Here is a 13287-nt window from a genome sequence, read left to right on the forward strand (position 1 = left end):
GCACTGATTTAGTGTTTTTATATCATGGGAAATTGTTTTTCTGTGAATAACAGGTGATGACATGGAGAATAATAGAGACAGAGCGGCGGCTCTTTTGGAGAAGTACGGAAATGCCATACTTCGGGCGGCGTATTCTTATCTTCATAATATGGAAGATGCGGAGGATATTTTGCAGGATACGCTTATACAGTATCTGAAATCGGGCTCGGAATACAATGATGAAGAGCACGAGAAAGCATGGCTTTTACGAGTCGCCATCAATCTTAGCAAAAATAAGATAAAGTATAACAAGATAAGGGGAACCGACGAACTCATGGAGGGACTGGTTTCTGAAGAAAAAGAGGAACTCTCTTTTGTATGGGAGGCTGTGAAATCCCTTCCTGAGAAGTATGCATCAGTGGTTCATCTATACTATCAGGAGGGGTGCTCCACCGCCGATATTGCAGGTATTTTGAATAAAAAAGAATCGACCGTCAGATCGGATCTAAAAAGAGCGCGGGATAAGCTAAAGAAAATTTTGAAGGAGGAATATGACTTTGGGTAAATACAATGAGTTAATGGAAAATATTGTCGTTACTGAAGACATGAAAAACAGAATCCTTCATAATATCGAGATCGAGTTGGACGGGGAATATTCAGGTGACGGTAAAGAGAGTAACGATAATGTAATTTCAATAGATAATGCAATCGATAATAAGAAAGTGCGTAAGTTTGACAGGGGGATTCGCGGAAGATGGGCGAGTTACGCAGCTGCGGTACTGGTTCTTTTACTTAGCGGAGTTGTTGTAAGAAGTGTTATAGGTGACAGCAGTCATAGCAACAGTTCTTCTGTTATGGGAGATGCGAGTGCGGATGCGGCTCCGGCGCAGGAAGCCATGGAAGAGGCGGCATCCGAAGAACCTATGGATAATTCGTGGCAGATTGATAGTGCGGAACCTGTTGCAAAAGACAGTGCGAGACCGAAGCCCACTTATGAAGCGGAAGAAGGAGCAGCAATGGCTGAGGCTGATTATGTACTGAGTATCAAGATAAGAAGAGCGGGTGCGTCGGATGAATCTGTGGATATGTATGAGTCTATAGATGTCGGTGAAGTTGTATACAGCGGAATTTCAGAGCTTGTTGTAAAGAAGATCACGGATAACGAAATTGTATTTACATCTGACGGAGGTCTGATAGAACCAAATGAAAATGGCAGCATTAATCTTAACGCGACACCGCCAAAAACTTTTACTGTAAAAGCAGGTGAAGAGAAGGTGCTGGTGACACAGACAACCGATGGGAGTGATAAGATAACGATTTCTTATAACGGTATGTGAAGAGCCGGTTTTGAAATTTTTGTAAAAAGGTTTTTGTATGATTATAGGTTTAATTTATTTGGTGTTCGGACTTTTATATTTTGCAGTATGGCTCACAATATGCATGGCTAAATATAAAAAGTGGAGTGAAAGAAAAAAGAATTGTACGCAGGAATTATCGGTAAGAGTTGTTGACATTCTTGAGAAAAAGACATCCCGTGGAGGGATGATATATAAGCCTGTTTTCATGCCTGCCGATCCTGCAAATCTTTTAGTTATAGATTCGGCATATTATTCCAATTTAGTGTCTTTTGAGATTGGGGATACGGTAGAACTTCTTATCAATCCCGAGAATCCAAGTCAGTTTTTGTATAAGGACGATTCTTTGAATAAGGGGAAAACAGCGGATATAATAGGCTGCTGTTTGCCTGTAATTTTCTTTGTTGTATATTTGATCTTGAGCAGAAGATGATAAAAAACTTCCCCACGGCTGTATTTGCACGCCATTGGAGAAGTTTTTTGATTTTATTTATCCGGATCGTCGGTAGTCCGGTAACCTTCACTATACTCGTAAATGTCTTCGAGATGTTCATAATTTCGCATCTCATCATCGTAAATTTCCCCATAAATAAGGAAAGCCACATAGCCGAAGCTATGTGGTTGTGGAAAAAATATTATAAAAAAGTTCCATAGATAAGATAGCATATAGTAGAATAAATGTCAAATTAAAAATAACAAATTATTCAAGGCCGCTTGGAGACTGAATTCAGCGCAAACTATTGAAAATAAAGGAGAGTTGTAATGAGAAGAGTATGCGTGTGTTTGCATTAATGGCCTAATTTGTGTTAGAATGTTAATAACTCATTAAGAAAAAAACAGCAATAAAGAGATGTGCATATAAGCCTATATTTAGGAGTGCACATCGAGAAGAAATGGGGTGAATTATTATGGGCGAAGTTATAGAAGCAAGTATAGCGAGTGCAGATCGCTTGATGTATATTAAGCTTTTGAATTTTTTACAGGATTTTGCGGATGTTGAACCGGAGAAATATGAGATACATATAAAGGATGACTGGAATAATTTAAATGAATGTAATCTGTATGCTTTGTCTGAAATCGAAGAATGGATTGATACAAAGATCATAAGCATAATCGGAAATGCAGAGGCCGGAACAATAGGACTTTACATTGAAAAGGACGGACAGATCTACACTTACGATTTCTGGCTTAATCAGGGAAATGAGATAGATGATGACAAGTATTCCGAATTCAAAAAAGAAGTGGCAGAACTCCTTGAGGGCATGAAAATGGATCTGGCCTGTGTCGGAAGAGAGATGTTTGTTGATTATTCCAAGGGTTATGACAGCGCGATAGAAGACAGCAGCGGAATTGATTATATTATTGCTTCGGAAAATGTTGAAAAGAATTATCATATCAGTACAACGATCAAACACAAGAAAAGTAAACCTGAATATTTGGTTGTGTGAATAAACTAAGTTATTAGTAAAAAAGCTCGGAATCATGAAAACAGATTCTGAGCTTTTTCTTTTGCTTGTTGTATAAGTTTAAGAGAGTAGGACTGTAAGCCGGGTTATGTCGTGGATGATCATCTATCTAGGACTGTCGTCGCCGACAGCCTCAAGCGACCCACCTGAAAGCGAACCGGGCCGGCTCATGGCTTTCTTTTCGGTCTTGCTTCGGATGAGGTTTACATGGCTACCGGTGTTACCACCGGCACGGTAGTCTCTTACACTGCCTTTCCACCCTTACGGATCAGTGGGGCGGTCACTCGGAAAGCAAGCTTTCCTCGTTACGCGGCATTCGCCGCGTGCCCATGTCTTGATATGTCTGATTGCACGCAAGCGTGCATCATCCAATCAATCCACAGTCACCCTCCTCATTGCTAACGCGGTATATCTCTGTTGCACTGTCTCGGGAGTTGCCTCCGCCAGACGTTATCTGGCATCCTGCCCTGTGAAGCCCGGACTTTCCTCTCCCATGCCCTTTCGTCTGCATGGCAGCGATCATCTATCCTACTCAAGCCTATATAATACCATAAAATCAATTTTTTACAACAACTTTTGCAATACCAAACTTAAGGCTATATGATAAAATTAATTCCAGCATGAAAGTGCTTACATTAGGTCAAGATTTGCAAGTTTTTGCAATAAAAACGTACAGACAAGGAAAATATTTTCAAGTATCATAGCTTTAACAAAGATTTTTTATTACTGCAATGGGCAGTGGATTGGAGATGCTATGGAACTTAGAACTGCATGTTCACCCAGAGATGAGAAGAACTACGACACTTCAAGGCTTAGGGAAGAATTTCTTATTGATGACCTTTTTGAGCCGGATGAGATTAAACTTGTATATAGTCAGATTGATAGAATAATTACCGGATCGGCAGTTCCTGTTAAGGAGGAATTACATCTTACTGCAGGAGACGAGCTCAGGGCGGAGTATTTTTTACAACGCAGAGAGATGGGAGTTATCAATATTGGCGGAGACGGTGTGATCGTCATTGACGGCAAGAAGTATGATGTTGACTACAAGCAGGGAATGTATATAGGAATGGGAGCAAAAGAGATTTCTTTTGCAAGTAAGGAGGCTTCAAAGCCCGCCAAGTTCTATATCAACAGCGCACCTGCACATAAGAATTATCCGACGGTTCTTATTAAGAGAGAGGGCACACCTTCTGAGGATGTTGTCATTATCAAAGATGAGAACAAGAAAGAATTGGGAAGTCTTGAACAGTCCAATCACAGAGTCATCAACAAATATATTCTTCCGGGGCAGGTTGAATCTTGTCAGCTCGTAATGGGAATGACTGAACTTAAACCGGGCAGTGTTTGGAACACGATGCCATGTCATACTCATGACAGAAGAATGGAAGTTTATCTTTACTTTGATATTCCTGAGGATGCTCTCGTTATGCATTTTATGGGAGAGCCTTCAGAGACAAGGCACATTGTTATGAGAAATGAACAGGCAGTTATCAGCCCGAGCTGGTCTATTCATTCGGGATGCGGAACACAGGCATACACATTTATCTGGGGTATGGTCGGAGAAAATCAGGCTTTCGACGATATGGATGATTGTGATATGGCAGATATTAGGTGATCGGAGGTATAGATATGCAGGATTTTTTGAAAAATTTTTCACTTGAAGGTAAGGTTGCCTGGATCACAGGCGCTTCATACGGACTTGGCCTTGCTTATGCCGTAGCTTTTGCGCAGAGCGGAGCTAAGGTGGTATTTAATGATATAAACCGTGAACTTGTTGATAAGGGATTGGCAGAATATGAAAAACTGGGCATCGAGGCATTCGGTGCAGTTTGTGATGTTACGAAAGAAGATCAGGTAAAAGATTTTGTTGCTCAGGTTGAGAAGAATGTGGGAACAATCGACATTCTCGTTAACAACGCCGGCATCATCAAGAGAATACCGATGATCGATATGACTGTTGAACAGTGGAATCAGGTCATAGATGTTGATCTTACGGGACCTTTTATCTGTTCAAAAGCGGTACTTCCCGCTATGATAGAAAAGGGAAGCGGTAAGATCATAAATGCATGTTCAATGATGTCTGAATTCGGACGTGAGACGGTGTCTGCATATGCTGCGGCAAAAGGCGGACTTAAGATGCTCACAAGAAATATCTGTTCCGAGTACGGACAGTACAACATTCAGTGCAATGCCATAGGACCCGGATATATTGCAACTCCTCAGACTGCTCCTTTGAGAGAAAAACAGCCTGACGGATCAATGCATCCTTTCGACAGATTTATCCGTTCCAAAACACCTGCACAGAGATGGGGCAAGACTGAGGACCTTATGGGACTTGCGGTATTTCTTGCTTCGCCCGCTTCTGATTTTATCAACGGCCAGGTTATCTACATTGACGGAGGAATTACGGCTTATATCGGACAGGATCCGAGCAATCTGGATCCGGCTAAGATGCAAGATGTGGATTGATAACATCTTTGTTTAAATCCATTAGTTTATAAAGAGAAAGGCGAAAAAAATGGATAAGATTTGTGAAGAACTTTACAAAATTGGTATTGTGCCCGTTATAGCGATCGACGATGCAAAGGATGCAGCTCCTCTTGCAGAGGCACTCATTAAGGGTGGACTTCCCGCAGCAGAGGTTACATTCCGTACAGCTGCAGCAGAGGATGCTATCAGAATTATTTCTGAGAAATATCCCGAGATGATCGTCGGTGCAGGAACTGTTCTCAACGCAGAGCAGGCAGACCGTGCGAAAGCAGCAGGAGCTAAGTTCATCGTAAGCCCCGGATTCAACAGATCAAATGTTGAGTACATTCAGAGCATCGGTGTGCCGGTAGTTCCCGGAACAGCAACACCGGGAGAGGTAGAGCAGGCTATAGAACTTGGCCTTGATTGTGTAAAATTCTTCCCTGCCGAGCAGAATGGTGGTATTGCCAAGATTAAGGCTATGGCAGCTCCTTATACAAAGATGCACTTCATGCCTACAGGTGGTGTAAACAAGAACAACCTCAATGATTACCTTAGCTTTAATAAGGTATTCTGCTGTGGCGGAAGCTGGATGGTTAAGAAGGATCTTATCTCAGCAGGAAAGTTCGATGAGATAGAAGCTATGACAAGAGATGCTGTTAATGCAATGCTCGGATTCACTATGAAGCATATCGGAATCAACGAGACAGATGCGGCAGCTGCTGAGTCTGTAGCAGATAAGTTTGATTCACTCTTTGGATTCAACAAGAAGGTTGGCAATTCTTCTGTATTTGCCGGCAGCGTAATTGAAGTTATGAAGGCAAAGGGACGCGGAGCAAACGGACACATTGCGATCGGAACAAACAATGTGGACAGAGCTGTTTACCATCTTGGTAAGCAGGGTGTTAAGTTCGATGAGTCATCATTTAGCTATGATGCCGACAACCATCTTAAGGTTGCATATCTTGCCGATGAATTCGGCGGATTCGCTGTACACCTTGTACGTAATTGAGCTGGTTAGAACGTCTTCCGGCGAGCAAAGCGAGAGCGGAAGTTCATTATTATAGTTATTTATAGAGAGAGGAATATACTATGTCAAAGAAAGTTGTTACATTTGGTGAGATCATGCTGCGTCTGCAGCCCGATAATTATTTAAGATTTGTACAGGTTGACCACCTTGAGGCTACATTTGGTGGCGGAGAAGCTAACGTTTCTGTTTCTCTTGCAAATTATGGTCTTGATTCTGTATATGTTACAAAGCTTCCTAAGCACGAAATCGGTCAGGCAGCTGTTAACTCACTCAGAAAGTACGGAGTTGACACAACAAAGATCACAAGAGGCGGAGACAGAGTAGGTATCTACTACAACGAGAAGGGTGCTTCACAGAGAGGCTCAAAGTGCATTTATGACCGTGCACATTCAGCAATCGCTGAGGCAGTTCCCGCTGACTTCAACTGGGATGAGATCTTTGAAGGTGCTGAGTGGTTCCACTTCACAGGAATTACTCCCGCTGTAAGCGATTCTCTTGCAGAGATCACACTTGAGGCTGTTAAGAAGGCTAAAGAGCACGGACTTACAGTTTCTTGCGACCTTAACTACAGAGGAAAGCTCTGGAGCAAGGAGAAGGCAGGAAAGGTTATGGCTGAGATCTGCCAGTATGTTGATGTATGTATCGCTAACGAAGAGGATGCTGATGATGTATTCGGTATCAAGGCTTCTTCAACAGACGTTACAACAGGTAAGCTTAACAGAGAGGGCTATATCGAAGTTGCTCAGAAGCTTACAGAGAGATTTGGATTTAAGAAGGTTGCAATCACACTTCGTGAGTCTATCTCGGCTAATGACAACAACTGGAGCGCAATGCTTTACACAGACGGTCAGGCTTATTTCTCAAAGAAGTATGCACTTCACATCGTTGACCGTGTTGGTGGCGGAGATTCATTCGGCGGCGGACTTATCTACAGCTGCGTAAACGGATTTGATCCTCAGGCAACAATTGAGTTTGCAGTTGCTGCATCTGCACTTAAGCATTCTATCGAGGGCGACTTCAACCTTGTTACAGTTGATGAGGTTAACAAGCTTGCAGGCGGCGATGGATCAGGACGTATTCAGAGATAATTATTTTTTTATAAATTTTTTTTAATAACATTAGCACCGCGCATTGTTAAATGTGCGGTGTTTTTTGTATAATGTATATGCGAAAGTTTGAAACAAAGATATGTGAGGAATCGGAAACATGAAATTTGATAAGACAGTCAATACATTTTTGACTTTATTATCGATATTGATGATATTGATAACAGCATTTTATGTAGAAAGACTAATTACTCAAAATAACGTTTCATCTGTGTATACAAGTAAATTGAGTCTTACAGGTGCTAAGCTTTCGGATCATCTATATGCAAAGGTCTCAAAGAATGTTAATCAGGAATCAAATCGTGGTACTTTGACTCAGTATGAGATCGAGATCGTAAATGCGGGAGATACGGATATCACAAACTGGGAGCTTACTATGCCGTTTCCTCAGGGGCCGAAGCTGGTGGATGTTCGAAACGTTGAAGCATCTCATGACGGTGAAGGTATTCATTTTTTGCCTCTTTATAACAATATAACTATTAAGGCTGGAGAGAGTATTGATTTTAGTATGTCAATCTTTGATCCCGGTATTTATGTGCCTACGAGTATGACTATTACCGGATTCAGGATGTCGACTTCGGGAAGCACTCTCGGAAGCAGACTTATCTTTGCGCTTTTTGTTGTATGGATCGTTTTCTGTGTCAGCTACATGGTTGTGAAATACAATTCAATAAGCTTTTTGAAAAAACAGAAGAATGATATCAGGATTATTCTTCAGTCAATGAATACATTCATTAGTTTCATTGATGCCAAGGATCCCTATACAAGGGGCCATTCAAGAAGAGTTGCGATGTATGCGGCTGAGATTGCAAAGAGAATGCACCTTGCCGAGTCAGAGATACAGAATGTCTATTATGCAGGTCTTTTGCATGATGCAGGTAAGATCAGCGTTCCGGATGCTATTCTTAATAAGCCCGGAAAGCTCACCAATGAGGAGCGACAGCTTATTCAGAATCATACAGTAGCCGGCGGTAATATGCTTAAGCAGTTATCGTCACTAAAGGGTGTCAGAGAGACGGCTCTCTATCATCATGAGAGATATGATGGAAAGGGATATCCCGAGGGACTTAAGGGTAATGAGATTCCTCTTTATGCCAGAATAGTCGGTGTTGCGGATTCTTACGATGCGATGTCCAGTAACCGTGTATACAGAAGACATCTGAGTAAGGATGAGATTATTGAAGAAATGCAGAAGGGATCGGGAAGTCAGTTCGATCCGGATATTGTTACATACATGGTTGACATGATCAATGACGGTTATGTTAACGTTGTTAAGATGGAAACAGCTGAAGATGAAGGTGGAGATGATAAGCTTCATATCAGCGAGGAAGATATACCGGGACTTTACATGGGACTATAATTTGAAAGGGGGTTTGATTGCGTCAGGAGAAGAATGTGCGGGGGAGTGGAAGATTTGCACATCTTGATCTTCTTAGATTGATTGCATGTTTTTTTAAATTCTTGCTATACTTTTGATATTCAGTATCGTAGCGCATTTCTGTTATACAGGAGAATTCTATTTTCCCGGGTTTTGCAGGAATTTTGCTTCGGCATCTGTCGACGGAGCAGGACCGTATTGGTATCTTTACGCATATTTGGGAATTCTTTTGATACTTCCATTTTTAAGAGCGATAACGGTAAGAATGAAAAAACAGGATGTATTATATCTTTTGGGTGTCAGATTGGTTATTGATGCCTTAATTCCTATGTCGTTTTTGATAGTAAACGGTATTAAGTCATTACAAAGGAATTATATTCAAAAAATGCTTAATAAAAAAAGCGAAGGTTATTTTCGTTTTTTTTCTTGACATACTTCGGCAGTCGTAGTATATTTACTACGACAGGCATAGTATGGATTTTTTATATCTCAAGAGGAGGTTGTAGATGGTAGAGATTAGCAGTGATGTCATTAGAGGGTATAATGACACGATGATTCTGTTTATTTTGATGGAAGAACCATCCTATGGCTACGAAATATCTAAAAAGATAAGGGCGCTGTCTGAAGAAAAGTACATAATCAAGGAAACAACTCTTTATTCTGCATTTACCAGAATGGAGAAGAACGGATATGTCGAATCTTACAGCCAGAACGCTGATAATGGTAAGAAAAGAACATATTACAAGATAACAGAGAGTGGTAAGAATTATTACCATGAAAAGTGTCTTGAATGGTATCTTACTAAGGAAGTTGTAGAGAACTTTATCAGAGGAGATAAGTAATGGAAACAATAAAGAACTATTTGGAGTCTATGTTTGCAAATTTACCTAATACTCCTGAAGTATTGCGTGCCAAGAATGAGCTTCTAAGCATGATGGAAGATAAGTTTACCGAGCTTATATCTGAAGGAAAATTGCAAAATGAAGCTGTGGGAATAGTAATATCAGAATTTGGAAATCTTGAGGAACTTGCTGAATCACTTGGTATAGAGGGTGTTGTCGGTGGTAATGATACCGAACAAAGGCGCCTTGTCACCAATGAAGAAGCAATGAACTATATATATGATGCTTCACAGAATAGAATGCTTATTGGATTCGGAGTAATGCTTATTATCTTTTCTCCGATCTGCCCTATCATCTTAAATGATATCGGTGCGGCATTCCTTTTTATTGTCGTGAGTATAGGTGTGGGCCTTATTGTATGGGCCAATATCAGGATGTCTCAGTGGAAGTTTTTGGACAACACACTTTGCTGTATCGATTATTCAACGGCGGATTACATATACAATGCCAAGAAGAACAATATGATGAGCAAAGCGCTGATGCTTACCATCGGGATAATGTTCTGTATTGTGAGTGTAGTACCTGTAATATTTTTTGAAGAAATGTTTTCATCTAAAGGCTTATATTATGTAATGATAGGACCTGCTATGTTATTTGTTATCGTAGGTATCGGAGTTCTTTTGATAATTGCATCGAGCGCCAAGGATGGAGCATATACAAAGCTTCTTTCATTAAACGGTACGGGAACGGTTGCCGGAAGTTATGAGGCTGTTCGCGCCGAAAAAGAGCCTTATGTTGACAAGAAAGCTGCTGCAGGAGTGATGTCGGTGTATTGGAGAACCGTTACCTGCATATATATTATATGGAGCTTTATCTCTTTTGACTGGCATATTACATGGATTATATGGCCTATTGCATCAGTTTTCCATGGGATAATAAAGACGATTTTTAATACTAAGTGGTGATAGGGGAAATAAATGAAAAAGATATATTTGATAGTACTGGCAGCAATTACGGTTGTTGCGGTGGTTTTTGGGACTGCGTATCACATGTACGGATTTTTTGGAAATAAAAACGTTTCAGGTGAAGTTGTAGATGTCAGTTATGACTTTGAAGATATTGAGAAGATAGATGTTGATGCCGGACTTATTGATATGAATATTATTGCGGGAGATAAGTTTTCGGTAAGTTTCTCGGGATACAAAGAGCTTTTGCCTGAGATTAAAGAAGACAATAAGACTCTTGTCGTATATCAGAAAACAGCAGACAATAACGGTGTTAATCTTTTTAAACCACAGAAAAGAAATCTGCATGGCGTTGACAATGTGCTGACAATAGTGGTTCCTGCCGGCATGGTGCTTGATGAGATCGATTTTGATTGTTCTCTCGGAGATGCCGATATTACAAAGGTTTCGGCGAAGAAGATGGATATTGAATGCGCATTGGGTGATATTGATCTTATTGAGCTGACAGTTGATGAACTTGTATTAAATGCAGATATGGGCGATGTGTCTTTGAAAAACATAGATGTAAAAGACATCAATGCCAAGCTTGCAATGGGAAATTTTGATGCAAAACTTGTAAAAGATATTTCAGAATATGGCTTTGACCTTGATGTTTCAATGGGAAAATGTAAGGTTGGCGGACAAACCGTTTCGAATAAGTACAGTAATTCCGGAAGCAGTGGGACAATCAGCGTTTCGTGCGATATGGGCGATGTTGATATCAAATAATCGTTTACCATAGATTTTTTTGGCAAAAGAATAATTGAAAGAATGAGACCTCTAAGGTATAATCAATAGCGTAGGAAATACTGTTTGCTTCGGTATTTGCTTATAAATTGTTTTTTTGTGAGGTTTATATGTCATCTATTATCCAGACAAATCAGGTTTTTAACAACGAGATACCTTTTTGCAGGGTTTATAGCATTGATTCTAAGAAGATGCTTGAAGAGAGGTTCTTGGCACATAGGATTTCATATTTTATAGAATGGCAGGATAAGTCTTTCTTGCAGAGATTGTTTGACAGGAAGGGCAATAAGATTGTTTGCACATTCAAGATAAATAAAAATGAGCTTGTTAGAGCAAAAGAGCTTTCTGAAGGAATTGAAGGAATTAAATTCAAGGATTACGGAGATCTAAAGGATGCTGATCGCATACGCAGAAGAAGCGAGGCTGTTAAATCTCAGCCGGATCCTATGATATTACCTGCTTTAAAGATTGAAGAAATATCTGACGATGAATGATAAATGAGTATGCAGAGTAGGGGAGACGTTGTTTCCTCTACTTTTTATTTTGTTTTGATAGGAAATGCCTATCAAATATAACACTTTTTGGAGTTTTTTATGAACGATAGAAAAAATAATATTAAAAAGAACATTGATAAGACAAAGCCTGTACGTAAGCCGGTAAAAGGGAATTTTGCAAGGGAGAATACGACAGGGACCGGGCGAAAGAAAGCAGATTATAGGCAAGGCGGCAATGACAATAATGTAGCCGTAAAGAAGAGCAGATGCCCTTATTTTAAGAAATGCGGAGCTTGTCAGATGATAGACACGCCTTACAAGAAACAGCTTAATTTAAAGCATGCGCGTCTTGCGGAGCTTCTTGAGCCTTATACTAAGGTTGAATCATTTATCGGAATGGAGAGTCCTGAGCATTACAGATGCAAGGTTCATGCGGTATTTACACATGACAGAAAGGGAAATCCCGTATCCGGAATATACAAAGAGGGAAGCCATGATGTAGTGCCTGTTGACAACTGCCTTCTCGAAGATAAAAAGGCTGATGCGATCATTGCATCAATAAGAGGTATGCTTCGATCATTTAAGATCAAGACCTATGATGAGGACAACGGTTTTGGTCTTCTTCGCCATGTTCTTATCAGAATTGGTAAATATAGCGGGGAGATAATGGTTGTACTTGTGACTGTATCGCCTATTTTCCCTTCCAAGAATAATTTTGTTAAGGCACTTCGAAAGGAACATCCTGAGATAACAACTATTGTTCTTAATGTAAATGATAAGCAGACAAGCATGATTCTGGGAGACAAAGAGAAGCCTCTCTACGGTCCCGGATTCATTTATGATACATGCTGCGGAATGAAGTTCAAGATCAGTCCCAAGTCTTTTTACCAAGTGAATCCTGTGCAGACGGAGCTTTTATATAAGACTGCTATTGATATGGCGGACTTTTCGGGCGAAGAGGTCGCTCTTGACTGTTACAGCGGAGTCGGAACCATCGGAATAATTGCAAGTCCGCACGTAAAAGAAGTTATAAGCGTAGAACTAAACGGTGATGCGGTAAAAGATGCCATATTAAATGCCAGGATAAATGAGGTTAAGAATATCACCTTCTACAAAAACGATGCGACCAAGTTTATGCAGCAGATGGCAGATTCGGGTGACAAAGCGGATGTTGTTTTCATGGATCCGCCAAGATCAGGCTCAACTATTGAATTCATCAATTCAATGATCAATCTTTCGCCGAAGAAGATTGTATATATATCCTGCAGTCCCGATTCACTCGCAAGAGACCTTGAGCATATAACAAAGGGCGGCTACAAAGTAAAAAAGGCGATACCTGTTGATATGTTTCCTTTTACCAGAAGCATAGAAACGGTCGTTCTCTTAACGAGAACGACCGCTTAAGAGGCTGTTA

At 40.5% G+C, this 13287-nt stretch carries 14 protein-coding genes and 1 other RNA gene; 14 read left to right on the plus strand and 1 reads right to left on the minus strand.

What is annotated here, in order from left to right:
- Positions 1 to 61: 61 nt before the first annotated feature.
- From T356_RS0102150 to T356_RS0102170, 4 genes are all read left to right on the plus strand, one after another.
- Positions 62 to 544 carry an RNA polymerase sigma factor gene (locus T356_RS0102150; RefSeq protein WP_026513077.1) on the plus strand — a complete coding sequence of 161 codons (483 nt, stop codon included), beginning with the start codon at positions 62 to 64 and terminating at the stop codon, positions 542 to 544.
- Positions 537 to 1316: a hypothetical protein gene (locus T356_RS0102155; protein WP_155838948.1), complete on the plus strand. Its 780-nt coding sequence runs from the start codon at positions 537 to 539 to the stop codon at positions 1314 to 1316. The genes T356_RS0102150 and T356_RS0102155 overlap by 8 nt, the downstream gene beginning before the upstream one ends.
- A gap of 37 nt (positions 1317 to 1353) precedes the next feature.
- Complete coding sequence (locus T356_RS0102160) at positions 1354 to 1767, plus strand: hypothetical protein (protein ID WP_026513079.1); 414 nt, start codon at positions 1354 to 1356, stop codon at positions 1765 to 1767.
- 475 nt (positions 1768 to 2242) lie between these two features.
- On the plus strand, positions 2243 to 2782 hold the full coding sequence (locus tag T356_RS0102170) for a hypothetical protein (protein WP_026513081.1): 540 nt from the start codon (positions 2243 to 2245) through the stop codon (positions 2780 to 2782).
- Positions 2783 to 2861: 79 nt separating this feature from the next.
- Here T356_RS0102170 and rnpB read toward each other — a convergent pair.
- Positions 2862 to 3335, minus strand: an RNA gene (rnpB, locus tag T356_RS20085) — RNase P RNA component class A.
- Between the two features lie 219 nt (positions 3336 to 3554).
- Here rnpB and kduI point away from each other — a divergent pair.
- The 10 genes from kduI (at position 3555) to rlmD (ending at position 13277) form a co-directional block, all read left to right on the plus strand.
- On the plus strand, positions 3555 to 4418 hold the full coding sequence (gene kduI / locus T356_RS0102175; protein WP_026513082.1) for a 5-dehydro-4-deoxy-D-glucuronate isomerase: 864 nt from the start codon (positions 3555 to 3557) through the stop codon (positions 4416 to 4418).
- 14 nt (positions 4419 to 4432) lie between these two features.
- Positions 4433 to 5272: a gluconate 5-dehydrogenase gene (locus T356_RS18075; RefSeq protein WP_197020866.1), complete on the plus strand. Its 840-nt coding sequence runs from the start codon at positions 4433 to 4435 to the stop codon at positions 5270 to 5272.
- Positions 5273 to 5321: 49 nt separating this feature from the next.
- Positions 5322 to 6284 (plus strand): bifunctional 4-hydroxy-2-oxoglutarate aldolase/2-dehydro-3-deoxy-phosphogluconate aldolase, encoded by a 963-nt coding sequence (locus tag T356_RS0102185; RefSeq protein WP_026513083.1) that lies wholly within the window; start codon positions 5322 to 5324, stop codon positions 6282 to 6284.
- An 80-nt stretch (positions 6285 to 6364) separates the two neighbouring features.
- Positions 6365 to 7390 carry a sugar kinase gene (locus T356_RS0102190; protein WP_026513084.1) on the plus strand — a complete coding sequence of 342 codons (1026 nt, stop codon included), beginning with the start codon at positions 6365 to 6367 and terminating at the stop codon, positions 7388 to 7390.
- A gap of 118 nt (positions 7391 to 7508) precedes the next feature.
- The gene (locus T356_RS20070) at positions 7509 to 8768 is read left to right on the plus strand and encodes an HD-GYP domain-containing protein (RefSeq protein ID WP_051563091.1); all 1260 of its coding nucleotides are present in this window, start codon (positions 7509 to 7511) and stop codon (positions 8766 to 8768) included.
- Between the two features lie 524 nt (positions 8769 to 9292).
- On the plus strand, positions 9293 to 9628 hold the full coding sequence (locus T356_RS0102205) for a PadR family transcriptional regulator (protein WP_026513085.1): 336 nt from the start codon (positions 9293 to 9295) through the stop codon (positions 9626 to 9628).
- Complete coding sequence (locus T356_RS0102210) at positions 9628 to 10593, plus strand: permease prefix domain 1-containing protein (RefSeq protein ID WP_026513086.1); 966 nt, start codon at positions 9628 to 9630, stop codon at positions 10591 to 10593. The genes T356_RS0102205 and T356_RS0102210 overlap by 1 nt, the downstream gene beginning before the upstream one ends.
- Before the next feature lie 12 nt (positions 10594 to 10605).
- Positions 10606 to 11361, plus strand: coding sequence for a DUF4097 family beta strand repeat-containing protein (locus T356_RS0102215; RefSeq protein ID WP_026513087.1), 756 nt, complete (start codon positions 10606 to 10608; stop codon positions 11359 to 11361).
- Positions 11362 to 11489: 128 nt separating this feature from the next.
- Positions 11490 to 11873, plus strand: a complete 384-nt coding sequence (locus tag T356_RS0102220; RefSeq protein ID WP_026513088.1) for a hypothetical protein — start codon at positions 11490 to 11492, stop codon at positions 11871 to 11873.
- Positions 11874 to 11972: 99 nt separating this feature from the next.
- The gene (rlmD, locus tag T356_RS0102225) at positions 11973 to 13277 is read left to right on the plus strand and encodes a 23S rRNA (uracil(1939)-C(5))-methyltransferase RlmD (RefSeq protein ID WP_026513089.1); all 1305 of its coding nucleotides are present in this window, start codon (positions 11973 to 11975) and stop codon (positions 13275 to 13277) included.
- Positions 13278 to 13287 lie beyond the last annotated feature (10 nt).

The organism is Butyrivibrio sp. LB2008, assembly GCF_000621565.1.
Taxonomy (GTDB): domain Bacteria; phylum Bacillota; class Clostridia; order Lachnospirales; family Lachnospiraceae; genus Butyrivibrio.